This window comes from Nocardia huaxiensis (assembly GCF_013744875.1).
GTDB classification, from domain to species: Bacteria; Actinomycetota; Actinomycetes; order Mycobacteriales; family Mycobacteriaceae; genus Nocardia; species Nocardia huaxiensis.
Genome location: NZ_CP059399.1, coordinates 2,941,616 through 2,956,200, shown reverse-complemented (window position 1 = coordinate 2,956,200; position 14,585 = coordinate 2,941,616). Strand labels below are relative to the sequence as shown.

Here is a 14,585-nt window from a genome sequence, read left to right as displayed (position 1 = left end):
CCCCGGGTCAGCGGGTTGGCTGGGGTGCATGGGCCATATAGACGTCAGCGAGGTCGAATACTTCCTGCCCGACGGGCGACCGCTCCTGGGCGGGGTGGGTTTCCGGATCGGCGCGGGCGTCAAGGCCGCGCTGATCGGGCCGAACGGCACCGGCAAGACGACGTTGATCAGGATCATCGCGGGTGACGTCGCCGCCGACGAGGGGGCGGTCACCCGGTCCGGATCGCTGGGAATCATGCGGCAGTTCGTCGGCCAGGTGCGCGATGAGTCGACGGTGCGGGACCTGTTGCTGTCGGTTTCCCCGCCGAATATCAAGGCCGCGGCTCAGGCCCTCGATGCCGCGGAGAACGCGCTCATCGAAGACGACACCGAGCCCGCCCAGCTGAAATACGCGCACGCACTGTCGGATTGGGCCGATGCGGGCGGGTACGAGTTCGAGGCCTTCTGGGACAAGGTGACCATGGCCGCGCTCGGTGTCCCCTTCGATCGCGCGAAATGGCGGTCGGCGAGCGCACTGAGCGGCGGCGAGCAGAAACGCCTGGTCCTCGAGGCCCTGTTCGCCGGCCCCGACGAGGTGCTGCTCCTGGACGAGCCGGACAACTATCTGGACGTCCCCGGCAAGCAGTGGCTGGAACGCACCATCGCCGAATCCAGCAAATCCATCCTCTTCGTGAGCCACGACCGCGAGCTCATCGCGAACGCGGCGACCCGCATCGTCACCCTCGAACCCGGCGTCAACGGCGCGACCGCCTGGGTGCACGGCGGCGGCCTAGCGACCTACCAGCAGGCCCGCGAGGACCGCAATGCCCGGCTGGACGAACTCCGCCGCCGCTGGGACGAAGACCGCGCCAAACTCCGCGCCCTGGTGCTGCGCCTGCGCGAGAAGGCCAAGTTCAACGACGGCGTCGCCGCCCGCTACCACGCCGCCCAGACCCGCATGGCCAAATTCGAGGAAGCAGGCCCGCCCGAGGCAATCCCCTTGCGCCAGAACGTCTCCGTGCGCCTGGCCGGCGGCCGCACCGGCAAACGCGCCCTCGTGTGCCGGGAACTCGGCCTGACCGGCCTGATGAAACCCTTCGACACCGAAATCTGGTACGGCGACCGCGTAGCCGTCCTCGGCTCCAACGGCTCCGGAAAATCCCACTTCCTGCGCCTGCTCGCCGGAGGCGGCACCGACCCGGACACCGAACACCAGCCGATCCAGGCCCTCAACCTCACCGAGGTCCCGCACACCGGCACCGCCACCCTCGGCGCCCGAGTCCGCCCCGGCTATTTCGCCCAAACCCATTCCCGCCCCGACCTTTCCGGCCGAACCCTGCTGGAAATCCTCCACCTGGGCGACGAACACCGTGAAGGCCGAGGCCGCGAAGCCGCCACCCGAGTCCTCGACCGCTACGAACTGGCCCGCGCCGCCGAACAGCGCTACGACGACCTCTCCGGCGGCCAACAGGCCCGCCTCCAAATCCTCCTACTCGAACTCTCCGGCGTCACAATGCTTCTCCTCGACGAGCCCACCGACAACCTCGACCTCCACTCCGCCGAAGCCCTGGAACACGGCATCTCCACCTTCGAAGGCACAGTCATCTCCGTAACCCACGACCGCTGGTTCGCCCGCAACTTCGACCGCTTCCTCGTCTTCGGCACCGACGGCACCGTCTACGAAAGCAACACCCCGGTCTGGGACGAACCCCGAGTCCAGCGCACCCGCTGACCGCACCCCGGATACACCGAAGGCAGTGGAGCTGCCGGGAATCGAACCCGGGTCCTCCGCCGCAATGATGCAGGCCCTCTCCCCGAGATGTCGGGGAGAGGGCCTGCATCGTGGTCCTGGACCAGCGCGCCGCTATGGGACCAGCAGCATGACCAGGAAACTGTTCACTTTGTCGATGACGTCACCGATGAAGTGCGGGATCACACGGTCCTCCTTCGCAATTGATGAGAGTTGTGCTGATCCGATATTCGGTGCGATGCCAGAAAAGGATGGCCGGTCGGTACGCAGCTCGCTGAAGACGAACGAAACGACGAAGGCCCGGTCCTGGTGGACCGGGCCTTCGTGTCAGTGGAGCTGCCGGGAATTGAACCCGGGTCCTCCGCCGCATCTTCAGGGCTTCTCCGTGTGCAGTTCGCTATGCCTCTGCTTGGATCTCTCGGTCACGCGAACAAGCCGAGATGACGATCCCAGCCGCTGTTAGGTGTCCAGTCCGTCGCCGCGGCCGCGACGGACTGTAGAGCCCACTAGCTGATGCCAGGGACCGGGTCGTGGGCGAACCCGGGCTGACAGACACGCTTCGTTGCTTAGGCAGCGAGAGCGTAGTCGCGCTGATGAGAATCGGCGCTTATAGGGTTACAGCGACGCTTATACGGTGGTCTCCTGCCTGCACCGACACGCTTCCCCTGAATCAACGTACGCAGTCGAAACCGTTCAGCCCCGAGCACTTTCATCGATTCAGATGAATCACCCGGCTCGCACCGGGCAACCCATACTAACACCGGTCAAACGCCGGATCATCCCATTAACCGCGCATGCCCTTGATACGGCGACCGAGCTCGCGGGTGATCTCGCGCTCGGTGGTGCGTCGGGCCAGGTCCTGGCGCTTGTCGTAGTCCTGCTTGCCCTTGGCCAGCGCCAGTTCGACCTTGACCTTGCCGTCCGAGAAGTACATGGACAGCGGCACGAGAGTCAGGCTCGACTCCTTGGTCTTGCCGGTGAGCTTGTCGATCTCGCGCCGGTGCAGCAGCAGTTTGCGGGTGCGACGCGGGGCGTGATTGGTCCAGGTGCCGTGGCCGTACTCGGGAACGTGCAGGCCACGCAGCCAGACCTCGCCGTCGTCGATGGTGGCGTAGGCGTCGACCAGCGACGCCTTGCCTTCGCGCAGGCTCTTCACCTCGGTGCCCACCAGCGCGATCCCGGCCTCGTAGGTGTCCAGGATCGAGTACAGGTGCCGCGCCTTGCGGTTCGTGGCGATGACCTTGCGGCCCTTTTCTTTCATTGGGACCCTGCCTTCATAACGGTCAACATTAATGGGCGGGGACAAGCGAATATTCCGCGACCACGCGGGGCATCTCCGGAATCGGTCAGTGCAGGACCTTCAGTCCCACCACGCACACGACGATGCCGCCGAGGAACACGAGCTTCAGCGCGCTGACGGATTCACCGCCGGTGGCCATGGCGTAGGCGACGGTCAGCACCGCGCCGATGCCGACCCACACCGCGTACGCGGTGCCGACGGGCAGGCCGCGCATGGCATAGGAGAGTCCGCCCATGCTGGCCGCGAGCGCGACGGCGAAGACAGCGGTCGGGACGAGCTTGGAGAAACCTTCGGATTTGTCGAGCGCGGTGGCCCAAACGGCTTCGAGAACACCGCTGACCACGAGAACCAGCCAATACATGACAGCCTCCACAGAGTCCGTCTTGTCGCTCGCCGGGTACGGCTCCCTCGTCCGGGGTTCCGTCGAGGAACCACTTCCACCATCGCAAATACCCGGTTACTCGGGCAAACCGCCCGGCGGTGATATTGGCCTCCACCGGGCGGCGGCGCGTCAGTTCGCGGCGTTCAAGCGGTCGGCGACCCAGGCGATGGCGGCCGGGGAGCCGGCGGATTCGGCGGTGACGTGCTCGGTGCCCGGGTACTCGACATAGGTGATGTCGACGCCGCGACCGCGGTAATCGGCCACCAGGTCGCGGGCGCGCTCGGTGACCGCGATCTGATCATGGTCGGCCATGAAGAGGTACACCGGCGCGTTCGGAGTGCCGTAGCGACCGGCCTTCAAAGTGTCCAGCACGGCCGCGACCTCGGGCTCGCCGAGCGGCCACATACCGTCGACGGTCTTGGACTGCATGGGCGTGAACGGGTAGCTCGCCAGGATCTGGGTCTGGCACATGCCCGAGAGCGCGGGCTCCAGACCCGGATCGGTGAACATGGCCGGGATGTTCAGTTCGGGGTAGGCGCGGGCCAGACCGTAGGCCGAGGAGAAGTTGATGCCGCCGAACGGGCCGCCGTTCATGATCTCGGCGGACTTGCCCATATCGGCCGGCAGGCCACCGGCGGCCGAGCCGACGATGCGCAGTTCGGGCGCGTAGTCCGCGGCGAGTTCGGCGGCGAACTCGGTGCCGCGCGCACCGCCGGAGTAGCCGAACAGGGCCACCGGAGTGTTCGCGCCGTCCAGTCCGGCGGGCTCGAAGTTCAGGGCGGCGCGAATGCCGTCGAGGGTGTTGCGACCTTCGACATAGCCTGCGGCGAACTGGTTTTCGGGGCCGAGGTAGTCGGGGACGACGACGGTGAAGCCGTGGTCGAGGAAGGTGGCGAGGTTGCCGTTCTCCGCGATCATGCCGGTGCTCGCCAGGTAGGGCACGCCGGCGCGCAGCTGATAGGACGGATTGCAGCGGGTGTCGAGGGCGTCGATCCAGGGCTGGAAGGACACCAGCTTCGGCGCGCCGGTCTGCCCGCTCGGCCGGATGACCGTGGCCATGGTCGTCCATGACTTGCCCTTGGTGTCCTGGCTGACGTACTTGACCTGCCACGCCGTCACCGGCGCCTGCGTGGAGACGCCGGTGAGCGTGATGGGTCGGCTGTCGACGATCTGACCCATGCGCGCGCCACGCAGCGATTCGGGTTGCGTGTAGAACGGATCCTGCCCCGGCAGCGGCGGTGTTCCGGGATCGGCGTGGCCCTGCGGCATGGAGGTGAGCCCGGCCGCGATCGCGACCGCGGCAATCATGGAGCGAATCATCCGACGTGACATGGAGTCCGACCTTATGGGTGGTCCAGCCGGTTTCACAGTCAGAACACGGACATTTGCGACATTTGCCATGGTGTCGCTGCTCATGCCGATTCGGCGCGCCGAGCGACTGTTGCCGACGCGACAGTATCCCTTGCGCACCAGCGCATTCGGCATCACACAACGAAGAAGCCCCCCAACCGAATCGGTTGAGGGGCTTCACAGTAGTCCCGACGGGATTTGAACCCGCGCTACCGCCTTGAGAGGGCGGCGTCCTAGGCCGCTAGACGACGGGACCAGGTCGCTCGCTGCGATCCGTGGACCGCGGCAGCCCCGAAAGCTTAACGTGCCAACCGTCCAGCAACCAAATCCGCTGCTGACAGGCCCGCGGAGATCACTTCGAGCCGCACGGCTGCCTCGGACACCTATTCGGGGCCACCCACGCGCCCGCGGCCCAGCTCACCTCACGCGTAGTCCGGCGGCAGCTCATCGAAGTCCGGCGGAGCCTCGTCCGGCCACGGGATCTCATCGGCCGCGGATGCTCCGCCACTCCAGCCGGTGGGCCGAGCGGGTGCGGCATTCGCGCGCACGCCGCCACCACGCGAAGCCGGTCCGGCCGAATCGATTTCGCGTACCGAGCCCGCACCCGAACCGCCGCCCGCCGCACCGCGCGCGACCGGCCGGGCAGCCGGATCGGCCGCGGCATCGAAACGAGAGCTTGTCCCCGTGCGGGTGGGCGTGCGCGCTCCCGCCCCGCTCTCGGCGCGCATCGAACTCGCCGCACGGGGGGCCGCGCCGGCCGATCCCACGCCGTCCGAGCTCTTTACCGTTGCGCCGGAGGGGGGTTGCGCCGCCGGTGAACCGCCCGCGCCCGCGACGACCTCCAGGACGCCCTCGCCGTACTTGGCGCGCTTGTTCTCGCCGATGCCGGAGATGCCGCCGAGGTCGGCGAGCGAGGCCGGTTTGCGGGCGGCGATTTCGCGGAGGGTGGCGTCGTGGAAGATGACGTAGGCGGGGACGCCCTGTTCCTTGGCGGTGGCGGCGCGCCAGGCGCGGAGCTTTTCGAAGAGGTCGGCGTCGGCGGGGGTGAGGTCCGCGGCGGCGAGGCGGGATGCCTTGGCGGGCTTGGGGGTTCGGGCCGCCTTGGCGCGTTCGGCTTCGCGGCGGAGTTTGACCTGGCGGCCGTCGAAGAGGACCTCGTTGGAGGATTCGGTGAGGGTGAGGACGCCGTAGTCGCCGTGCACGGCCAGCAGGCCCTGGGCCAGAAGCTGGCGGACCACGCCGCGCCATTCGATGTCGCGGAGTTCGGTGCCGACGCCGAAGGTTTTCAGCTCGTGGTGGGAGTGCTGCTCCACCTTGGGGTTTCGCTTGCCGATCAAGATGTCGACGATGTGGCCCGCACCGAAGCTCTGGCCGCGTTCGCGTTTCAGGCGCAGCACGGTGGACAGCAACTTCTGCGCCGCGACGGTGCCGTCCCAGGATTCGGGGGCATTGAGGCAGGTGTCGCAGTTGCCGCAGGCCGTGCCGTTCTGACCGAAGTAGGCGAGCAGCTGGGTGCGCCGGCATTCGACGGTTTCGCACAGCGCCAGCATGGCGTCCAGATGCAGCTGCAACTGCCGGCGGTGCATGGCGTCACCGTCGGAGTTGTCGATCATTTTGCGTTGCTGCACAACGTCGCTCAGGCCGTAGACCATCCAGGCCGTGGAGGATTGGCCGTCACGCCCGGCGCGGCCGGTCTCCTGGTAGTACCCCTCGACCGATTTGGGCAGATCCAGATGGGCGACGAAACGCACATCCGGTTTGTCGATACCCATGCCGAAGGCGATGGTGGCGACCACCACGAGGCCGTCCTCGCGCAAAAAACGCGCCTGGTTCTCCGCGCGGGTGCGATTGTCCAGCCCGGCGTGATACGGCACGGCCGCAACGCCATTGGCGCTCAGGAACGCGGCGGTCTTCTCCACCGAATTGCGCGACAGGCAGTAGACGATGCCCGCGTCCCCGGCATGCTCGTTGCGGATGAACGCCAGCAGCTGATGCTCGGGCCGGTTCTTGGCCTCGATCCGGTACTGGATATTGGGCCGGTCGAAGCTGGCCACGAAGTGTTTGGCCTGCGTGAGATCCAGCCGCTCGGCGATCTCCTTGCGGGTCGCCGCGGTGGCCGTGGCCGTCAGCGCGATGCGCGGCACGTCCGGCCAGCGTTCGTGCAGCACGGACAGGGCCAGGTAATCGGGCCGGAAGTCGTGGCCCCACTGCGATACACAGTGCGCCTCGTCGATGGCGAACAGCGCGATCTTGCCGCGATCCAGCAGCTGCGCGGTGGACTCCAGCCGCAACCGTTCCGGCGCGAGGTAGAGCAGATCCAGCTCGCCGGCCGCGAATTGCGCCTCCACCGTGCGCCGTTCGTCCGGGAACTGGGTCGAGTTCAGGAATCCGGCCCGCACACCGAGCGCGTTCAGCGCGTCCACCTGGTCCTGCATGAGCGCGATGAGCGGCGAGATCACCACACCCACGCCGGGCCGCACCAGCGACGGAATCTGATAGCACAGCGACTTGCCGCCACCGGTGGGCATGAGCACCAGTGCATCTCCACCGGAGATCACCTGCTCCACGATGTCGCGCTGCGGGCCGCGGAAACTGTCGTAACCGAAGACCCGCCGTAGCACCTCGTGCGCCGCATCGATTCCGCCTCTCGCGGACTCGTTGCCGACAGCTGTCTCGACCTCCGGTGCACTCACGGCCGCAATCCTACGGATACCCGCCGACACCGGCGGCGCGTCGCGCGGCTTCGCACCCCTGCCCACCCCCGGCGTGTCGACTGAACGCCAGAGGTGAACAGGGGCAACCGATTTCACTCGGGCACATAGATCCGCAATGCGACATAGGCCGCGATCGCCGCGAAGACGACACCCACCGGTGTGATGACGAGCGCCACGGTCGCCAGGTCGTCGACCGAGATCTTGGGCAGCACCTGATCATTCGCCAGACTGCCCAGCGCCTTGTTGATCACCAGCGGCCGCGCGATGAACAATCCGACCACCGCGAGCACCGAACCCACCAGCGCGGCGATCACCGCCTCCAGCAGGAACGGCAGCTGTGTGTACCACCGTGTGGCGCCGACCAGTCGCATGATGCCGACCTCGGTCTTGCGCGCGAGCGCCGCCACCTGAACCATATTGGCGATCAACAGGAGTGCGGCCAGCGCCTGCAATGCCGCGAGCCCGAAGGCCGCATTGCGCACGCCCACGAAGAAGCCGACCAGCCGATCCACGATGTCGACGTCGTTGAGCACCTCCCACACGCCGGGTTCCTTCTTGAACTCGTCGTAGATGGCCCGGTACTTGGTGACATCGTTGAGCTTGACCAGCAGCACCGACGGCAGCGCCTCCTTGCTGACCTCCTCGGCCAGCGCCGGCTCGTCCTTGAAGATGCGCTCGCGGACCTCCTTCAGCGAATCCTGGCTGTTGACGAACTGCACGTTCACCACGGCCGGATTCGACTTCAGTTTGGCCATCAGGGTTTTGCACGGATCCTGCGTGCAGTCCATGTCCGTCTGGGTGGCGTCGGGGTCCAGGTACAGCCGAACGGACACGCGCTCTTCGTAATACGTCTGGATCTTGTCGGCCAGCCGCACCATGAGCAGCCCGCCGCCGAGCATGGTCAGCGATACGGCGGTCGTGAGGATCATGGCCAGGGTCATGGTCACATTGCGGCGCAGACCGGTGAAGATCTCGCCGAAGAGGAATCCCGCGCGCATTACCGGCCCACCCCGTAGACGCCCATCTCCTCGTCGCGCACCACGCGGCCGCGATCGAGTTCGATCACGCGCCGGCGCATGGCGTCGACGATGGTGTTGTCGTGGGTGGCCATGACCACCGTGGTTCCGGTGCGGTTCACGCGTTCCAGCAACGTCATGATGTCCTGACTGGTATCCGGGTCGAGGTTGCCGGTGGGCTCGTCGGCGAGCAGCACCAGCGGCCGGTTCACGAAGGCGCGGGCCAGCGCCACGCGCTGCTGTTCACCGCCGGACAGTTCGCCGGGCAGCCGGTCGGCCTTGCCGGCGAGCCCGACCATGTCGAGCGCCTCCGGGACCGCGCGGTCGATGAATGCCCGCGATTTGCCGATCACCTCCAGCGCGAAGGCGACGTTCTGTTCGACGGTCTTCTGCTGCAGCAGCCGGAAGTCCTGGAAGACGCAGCCGATGCGCTGGCGCAGCTTGGGCACCCTGTGCCCCGGCAGCTTGTCGACCCGGAAGTCGGAGACCCAGACCTCACCCGCGCTCGGCTTCTCTCCCTTGAGCAGCAGCTGCATGAATGTCGACTTCCCGGACCCGGAAGGCCCGATGATGAAGACGAATTCGCCTTTGCCGATCTCCACGGAGACGTTGTCCAGGGCGGGTCTCGTCGAGGTCTTGTACGACTTGGTGACGTTCCGCAGACTGATCACGAGTTGCCAGTGTAACGGTTTGGTCTCGCCGCGCCCGCGCGCCGCGCAGGGGACTTGTCAACGTTGCTGAGGGTTTTCCTCATCCGGTAGGTAGTTGCTGAGCATGGTGTTCATGATGGGCGAATAGCCCGTTGTCTGAGGGGTTTCGGGCTTGACGAACAGGTACAGCACGAACGTGGCGACCCATACGGTGAGCAGGATCGCCGTGGACCTACGTGTTTTCACTTATACCCTCCCGGCGGAGCGCTGCGGCGACTCGCACGCGCAGCTCACGCCCGACTTCGAACTGTTTGCCCGGCAGCGTCCGGGCCACCATCTTGATGTTCATCTGGTTGACGGTGAGATCTTCGACACCCATGACGGTGGGCTCGTCCAGCAGTAGCGACTTCAGCTTGCGATCCGCGAATGCCTTGGCGCCCACATCGTGCAGGATCTCGTTGACCTTGTTGATGTCAGCCGTCGCCGGCACGGGGACATCGATGGCCGCGCGTGCCCAATCCTTCGACAGATTAATGACTTTCACGATCTGACCGTTCGGTACCGTGATGACTTCGCCATCAGCGCTACGCAGAGTCGTGATGCGCAACGTGACGTCCTCGACCGTACCTTCAGCGTCATTGGCAGATCCAGTGACGGCGATGCGCACGACATCGCCGTAGCCGTACTGCCTTTCGGTGATCAGGAAGAATCCGGCCAGAAGGTCCTGCACAATGCGCTGCGCGCCGAAACCGAGCGCGGCGCCCAGAACGGCCGCGGGCGCAATCAGGCCACCGAGCTCAAATCCCAAGCGCTTCAACACTTCCAGACCGACCAGGAAGTACGTGATGGAGAGCACCACCCACGTGATCACCTGAGCCAGCGCGTGCCGATGCTTGGCCGCCTCCGACCGCACCAGCGAGTCACTGGAGCGGAAGCCGGCGTCGATCTTGCGCGTAATCCGGTCTCGCACAAAGGTTACGGCGCGACTGAACAGCATCACGCCGACGATCAGCAGAACGATCTCGAGACCACTCGACCGGATCCAGTTGGTGAAATCGGCTCCGGTGCTTGCGGCGAGATACGAATTCATCCTGATTTACCCCTGGGTTGTCTGCTGCTCCCGCATACGCCAGCGGATGCCGCTCTCGATGAAACCATCAATGTCGCCGTCGAGCACGGCCGAAGGGTTGTTCACCTCGTAGGCCGTGCGCAGATCCTTGACCATCTGATACGGGTGCAGGACGTACGAGCGCATCTGGTTGCCCCACGACGCGCCCTCGGTGGTCTTGAGGGCGTCCATCTGGGCGCGCTCCTCCTGCCGCTTGCGCTCGAGCAGCTTGGCCTGCAGCACGCGCATGGCCGAAATCTTGTTCTGGAGTTGGGATTTCTCGTTCTGGCAGGTGACGACGATGCCGGTCGGAATGTGCGTCAGGCGCACCGCGGAGTCGGTGGTGTTGACCGACTGGCCACCCGGACCCGAGGAGCGGTACACGTCGACGCGCACCTCGTTCTCGTTGATGTCGATGTGGTCGGTGGTCTCGACCACGGGCAGCACCTCGACCTCCGCGAAGGAGGTCTGGCGGCGGCCCTGATTGTCGAACGGGCTGATGCGCACGAGACGGTGCGTGCCCATCTCGACCGACAGCGTGCCGTAGGCGTACGGCGACTTCACCGCGAAGGTCGCCGACTTGATGCCGGCCTCTTCCGCGTAGGAGGTGTCGTAGATCTCGACGGGGTACTTGTGCCGCTCGGCCCAGCGCACGTACATGCGCATGAGCATCTGCGCCCAGTCCGCCGCGTCCACGCCGCCCGCGCCGGAGCGGATATTGACCAGCGCCTCACGCTTGTCGTATTCGCCCGACAGCAGGGTGCGGACCTCCATGGCCTCCACGTCGCTGTGCAGCGTGGCGCGCTCGGCGTCGGCATCGGCGAGCGCGGCCGTGCGGTCCTCGCCCTCCTCCGCTTCGGCGAGCTCGTACAGCACCGGCAGATCTTCCAGCCGCTGCCGCAGGTCGCGGACGCGACGCAGTTCACTCTGCGCATGCGACAACTCACTGGTGACGCTCTGCGCGTGCTCTTGGTTGTTCCAGAGTTCCGGATCGGCCGCCTGCTGCTCGAGCTCGTCGATACGACGAGCGAGCTCTTCGATGTCGAGCACCGACTCGATGGTCTTCAGAGTGGTGTCGAGCTCGGCAAGATCGGCTGATACGTCAGGATGCACGATGGTCAAGGCTACCGTTCCTCGGTTTGGTGATGAAACACAGATGACTGGGCGCGGCGAAGCGTCAAGTAGGACCTGTGTGACGACCGGTGCACGACACCGGAGGAACGGAATCGGGGGCGAGCGCTCTTCAGGCGTGCTCGAACACACCACTCTTATGGGACTGGGCCGGATGGCCGTTCGCATAACCGTTCATGATCGCGAGGGTACGCCTCCAATCGGCTTCCACGCCAACGAGATCAGCCTCACCCGATGGCGCGCAGACCGCCCGGGCGGCGGCCGAGCAGACCGTCGAGCGCGGCCGCCGTGGCCTCGTCGGCCGGGAGGTAGACCATGATGTGCTGGTCATCGTCGGCGGACAGGTCCAGGCGCTCGTAGCCCAGCCGCAGCTCCCCCGCTTCCGGATGCGCGAGCCGGTCGACCCCGGACGATCCGATGAATCCCGGGATGGACAGCACGCGATCGGTGAAGGCCAGCCCGGCGGTGACCGCGAGTTCGTCGGCCAGCGCCGCGACCGCCGCGTCGGTTCGGAAGGGCCCGGATTTCAGCGCCGCGACCACCTGATCGGCCATATGGTCCCAGTCCGCGAAGACGGTGCGGGCCCGCTCATCGGTGAAGACGAACCGCGCGAAATTGGCCGGCAGCCCGGCATCGAGCAACCCCACCGGAGCCATCACCCGCTCATAACCCTCGGTGCAGGCCAAGACCTCGTGCAGCCGATTGAACACCGCCGCCGGCGCGGGCCCGAGCCGATCCAGCACCGCCCGAACCGCCGGTCGCACTTCACGATTCGGCTGCGCACCACCCATGCAGTGGAATCCGGTACCGGTCTTCTGCAATTGATACAGGTGAATGCGCTCACTCGAACTGAGCCGCAACGCATCCCCGAGCGACGACAGCACCTCCGCCGAAGGATGCCGATCCCGCCCCTGCTCCAGCCGCGTCAAATACTCCACACTCACCCCGGCGAGCATGGCCAACTCCGACCGCCGCAGTCCGGGAGTCCGCCGCCGCGGCCCGGTCGGCAACCCCACCGCCGCAGGCGTCACCGCTTCCCGCCGCGTCCGCAGAAACAGCCCCAACTCGTTGTCACTCACCATTCGAACGTAACAGCGGCCGACCGCCCGAGAGTGGCCCTGTCACTACCACTCTGCGCGAGAAACTCGTCCTGCTCGGCGGTCTCGAGCTGCGGATCTGGTTTACCCTCAGGACGAACTTCGAGGGGAGAGCTTCATGTTTCGGATGGGGATGATCGCGTTGGCGATCCCGGCGCTGATCGCTGCGGGAGCCGGAACGGCGCAGGCGTCCGGGGATCTGTACGGGGCGATAGCCGAGCACAGCGACAACGGGATCCACGGTGCGTCCGGATTCGGTGTGGCGGTGGACTATCCGACGCAGGAGGCGGCGAATCAGGCCGCGATCGAGGCCTGCCAGCAGCGCAATTCACGGTGCACCGTCGTGTTGTCCATTCAGAACGAGTGCGGCGCGGCGGTGCAGGGGCTGATACAGGGCAATATCCTCGTCAACAACGAGGTCAGGCCGATCTATTGGTTCGGCAAGGGACCGACCGCTACCGCCGCGCAGCAGAGCGCACTGGACGGAGCGAACCGAATTCTCACGAACAATCCGGTAATGAATGCCGGTTCGGGTCAGATCGTGCAGGCGCCGACGGTACTCGACACAATCTGCACCTCGAACGCCGGATAGCACCAATCCTCGCCTGCCACTACGACTCTCGTGTGGGAGTTTGTCACCGTTCGACGGTAGTGTTACCCGCGCTGCTACGGGGAGGGAATTGGGGGTCGGGGTGTTTTCAAACCAGTTCGTTGCCTGCCCGTGTGCCGCATCGAACAATCACATGAGAGAAAGAAACACCCTCCCCATGCGTAAATTCGCAGCCGCATCGCTGATTGCCATCATCCCGCTCCTCGGGATGGGTGCGGCGAACGCCGGTCCCTTCGACACCGGCTCCTCCGGCTCCGGCCAGGCCCGCACCCAGAACGAGCGCACCTTCCTGCAGCAGGCGCGCGACGACGGCTACACCGTCGACAGCGAAAACGACCTGCTCACCGAGGGGTACGCCGCCTGCGGCGTGCTCCGCAACGGCGGCACCATGGTCGACGCGGCCGTCACCCTGCACGATCGCGGCCTCACCGAGGACGCCTCCATCGACCTGACGGTCGACGCGGCCTACTACCTGTGCCCCGAGTTCAAGAACGCCCCCATCAGCTGATCCCACCAGTGGGAAACCCTCGATTATCTGAGGGTTTCCCACACTCGAAATGCCTTCCGCAATCGAACTCCGACCTCACACCGACTCGGCATCATGATTGGCATGCGCAAGCAGATCACCGTTCGCCCTCCGTGTGAGCCGGTCGATGACGAGGACCAGGACCTCGACGAATTCCTTTCCGCTGCGATCGAATCCGTGTGGAGTGAGGACTGAGGTAGGTCTCGCGGCTACCGAGGGCCTTGCCATCGCGGGCTCCCAGCGCTGCTCAGGGTGGCCCTGTCACTACCACTCTCAGCGTGGTCTCCCTAGCGATTCGGGCGGGCGGCAGAGTCGGTTCCAGCGGCCGAACGGCCGGGTGGAACTCTCGAAGGAGACGGCAATGAGCAGTAGGACTCTGCGGCTGGCAGTGATCATCGGAAGTGTGCGGGAGGGGCGGTTCGGACCAACCGTGGCGAGCTGGTTCGCCGGCGAGGCACGCAAGCACGGCGGGTTCGAGGTGGATGTGATCGATCTGGCGGATTACACGGTGCCGGTGCCGTTGCCGGCGGTGCCGTTGCTCATGGAGCCGAATCCGGAGCGGCACGAGAGCATGGGGGATTTGACCCGGCGGGTGGCGGCGGCCGATGCGGTTGTCATCGTGACGCCGGATATCAATCGGAGTTACCCGGCTTCGTTGAAGAGCGCTATCGACTGGCATTGGGACGAATGGGATCGCAAGGTGGTCGGGTTCGTGGGGTACAGCGGGAAGAGCGGGGGGATGTTCGCCATCGAGCATCTGCGGCAGATCTTCGCGGAGATGAATGCGCACGCGGTGCGGGATTATGTGTCGCTGCCGAAGTATTACCAGCTGTTCGGGGCGGATGGGACGCTGCTGGAGCCCGCGGACTTCGAGTATGCGGCCAAGTCGATGCTGGATCAGATGCACTGGTGGGCGAGGGCGGTGGCCGGGGCGCGCGAATTGTCCGCTTCGGCGTGATGCGGGAAGTTTGC

The 14,585-nt window shown here is 65.9% G+C and carries 14 protein-coding genes, 1 tRNA gene, 1 other RNA gene and 1 riboswitch; of the genes, 4 read left to right on the top strand and 12 right to left on the bottom strand.

The features are described from left to right. The first annotated feature begins 28 nt into the window (after positions 1–28). Positions 29–1,711 carry an ABC-F family ATP-binding cassette domain-containing protein gene (locus tag H0264_RS13190; RefSeq protein ID WP_181584219.1) on the top strand — a complete coding sequence of 561 codons (1,683 nt, stop codon included), beginning with the start codon at positions 29–31 and terminating at the stop codon, positions 1,709–1,711. A gap of 346 nt (positions 1,712–2,057) precedes the next feature. Here the strand turns inward: H0264_RS13190 and ssrA are convergent. From ssrA to H0264_RS13130, 12 genes are all read right to left on the bottom strand, one after another. Further along, positions 2,058–2,430, bottom strand: a transfer-messenger RNA (tmRNA) gene (gene ssrA / locus H0264_RS13185). Positions 2,431–2,513: 83 nt separating this feature from the next. After that, a complete protein-coding gene (gene smpB, locus H0264_RS13180) occupies positions 2,514–2,990 on the bottom strand; it encodes an SsrA-binding protein SmpB (RefSeq protein ID WP_181584218.1) in 477 nt (158 codons plus the stop codon). Between the two features lie 85 nt (positions 2,991–3,075). After that, positions 3,076–3,390 (bottom strand): DMT family transporter, encoded by a 315-nt coding sequence (locus H0264_RS13175; RefSeq protein ID WP_181584217.1) that lies wholly within the window; start codon positions 3,388–3,390, stop codon positions 3,076–3,078. Between the two features lie 10 nt (positions 3,391–3,400). Next, positions 3,401–3,466: riboswitch (guanidine-III (ykkC-III) riboswitch) on the bottom strand. A 74-nt stretch (positions 3,467–3,540) separates the two neighbouring features. Then, entirely contained in the window at positions 3,541–4,743 is a 1,203-nt protein-coding gene (locus tag H0264_RS13170; protein WP_181584216.1) for a lipase family protein, read from the bottom strand. A gap of 201 nt (positions 4,744–4,944) precedes the next feature. Further along, positions 4,945–5,017 (bottom strand) — tRNA-Glu (locus tag H0264_RS13165). 166 nt (positions 5,018–5,183) lie between these two features. After that, positions 5,184–7,454 carry a DNA helicase RecQ gene (gene recQ / locus H0264_RS13160; protein ID WP_244976174.1) on the bottom strand — a complete coding sequence of 757 codons (2,271 nt, stop codon included), beginning with the start codon at positions 7,452–7,454 and terminating at the stop codon, positions 5,184–5,186. 113 nt (positions 7,455–7,567) lie between these two features. Further along, the gene (gene ftsX, locus H0264_RS13155; protein WP_181584215.1) at positions 7,568–8,473 is read right to left on the bottom strand and encodes a permease-like cell division protein FtsX; all 906 of its coding nucleotides are present in this window, start codon (positions 8,471–8,473) and stop codon (positions 7,568–7,570) included. Beyond that, the gene (gene ftsE, locus H0264_RS13150) at positions 8,473–9,162 is read right to left on the bottom strand and encodes a cell division ATP-binding protein FtsE (protein WP_181584214.1); all 690 of its coding nucleotides are present in this window, start codon (positions 9,160–9,162) and stop codon (positions 8,473–8,475) included. Before ftsE ends, ftsX begins: the two co-directional genes overlap by 1 nt. Positions 9,163–9,219: 57 nt before the next feature. Then, positions 9,220–9,387, bottom strand: a complete 168-nt coding sequence (locus H0264_RS13145) for an Rv3103c transmembrane domain-containing protein (RefSeq protein ID WP_181586147.1) — start codon at positions 9,385–9,387, stop codon at positions 9,220–9,222. Continuing rightward, positions 9,374–10,231 carry a mechanosensitive ion channel family protein gene (locus H0264_RS13140; protein WP_181584213.1) on the bottom strand — a complete coding sequence of 286 codons (858 nt, stop codon included), beginning with the start codon at positions 10,229–10,231 and terminating at the stop codon, positions 9,374–9,376. The genes H0264_RS13145 and H0264_RS13140 overlap by 14 nt, the downstream gene beginning before the upstream one ends. Before the next feature lie 6 nt (positions 10,232–10,237). Next, on the bottom strand, positions 10,238–11,362 hold the full coding sequence (gene prfB, locus H0264_RS13135) for a peptide chain release factor 2 (protein ID WP_181585513.1): 1,125 nt from the start codon (positions 11,360–11,362) through the stop codon (positions 10,238–10,240). 245 nt (positions 11,363–11,607) lie between these two features. Further along, a complete protein-coding gene (locus tag H0264_RS13130; RefSeq protein WP_181584212.1) occupies positions 11,608–12,459 on the bottom strand; it encodes a helix-turn-helix domain-containing protein in 852 nt (283 codons plus the stop codon). A 136-nt stretch (positions 12,460–12,595) separates the two neighbouring features. Between H0264_RS13130 and H0264_RS13125 the strand changes: the two genes are divergently transcribed. The 3 genes from H0264_RS13125 (at position 12,596) to H0264_RS13115 (ending at position 14,571) form a co-directional block, all read left to right on the top strand. After that, the gene (locus tag H0264_RS13125) at positions 12,596–13,069 is read left to right on the top strand and encodes a DUF4189 domain-containing protein (RefSeq protein WP_181584211.1); all 474 of its coding nucleotides are present in this window, start codon (positions 12,596–12,598) and stop codon (positions 13,067–13,069) included. 175 nt (positions 13,070–13,244) lie between these two features. Beyond that, positions 13,245–13,595, top strand: a complete 351-nt coding sequence (locus H0264_RS13120) for a DUF732 domain-containing protein (RefSeq protein ID WP_181584210.1) — start codon at positions 13,245–13,247, stop codon at positions 13,593–13,595. A 379-nt stretch (positions 13,596–13,974) separates the two neighbouring features. After that, positions 13,975–14,571 carry an NADPH-dependent FMN reductase gene (locus H0264_RS13115; protein ID WP_181584209.1) on the top strand — a complete coding sequence of 199 codons (597 nt, stop codon included), beginning with the start codon at positions 13,975–13,977 and terminating at the stop codon, positions 14,569–14,571. The last annotated feature ends 14 nt before the right edge of the window (positions 14,572–14,585 follow it).

Bases quoted from the DNA above. Each gene is read 5' to 3' on its own strand.
- H0264_RS13190 (WP_181584219.1), top strand. From the start codon at position 29: ATGGGCCATATAGACGTCAGCGAGGTCGAATACTTCCTGCCCGACGGG.
- smpB (WP_181584218.1), bottom strand. From the start codon at position 2,990: ATGAAAGAAAAGGGCCGCAAGGTCATCGCCACGAACCGCAAGGCGCGG.
- H0264_RS13175 (WP_181584217.1), bottom strand. From the start codon at position 3,390: ATGTATTGGCTGGTTCTCGTGGTCAGCGGTGTTCTCGAAGCCGTTTGG.
- H0264_RS13170 (WP_181584216.1), bottom strand. From the start codon at position 4,743: ATGTCACGTCGGATGATTCGCTCCATGATTGCCGCGGTCGCGATCGCG.
- ftsX (WP_181584215.1), bottom strand. From the start codon at position 8,473: ATGCGCGCGGGATTCCTCTTCGGCGAGATCTTCACCGGTCTGCGCCGC.
- H0264_RS13140 (WP_181584213.1), bottom strand. From the start codon at position 10,231: ATGAATTCGTATCTCGCCGCAAGCACCGGAGCCGATTTCACCAACTGG.
- H0264_RS13125 (WP_181584211.1), top strand. From the start codon at position 12,596: ATGTTTCGGATGGGGATGATCGCGTTGGCGATCCCGGCGCTGATCGCT.
- H0264_RS13120 (WP_181584210.1), top strand. From the start codon at position 13,245: ATGCGTAAATTCGCAGCCGCATCGCTGATTGCCATCATCCCGCTCCTC.
- H0264_RS13115 (WP_181584209.1), top strand. From the start codon at position 13,975: ATGAGCAGTAGGACTCTGCGGCTGGCAGTGATCATCGGAAGTGTGCGG.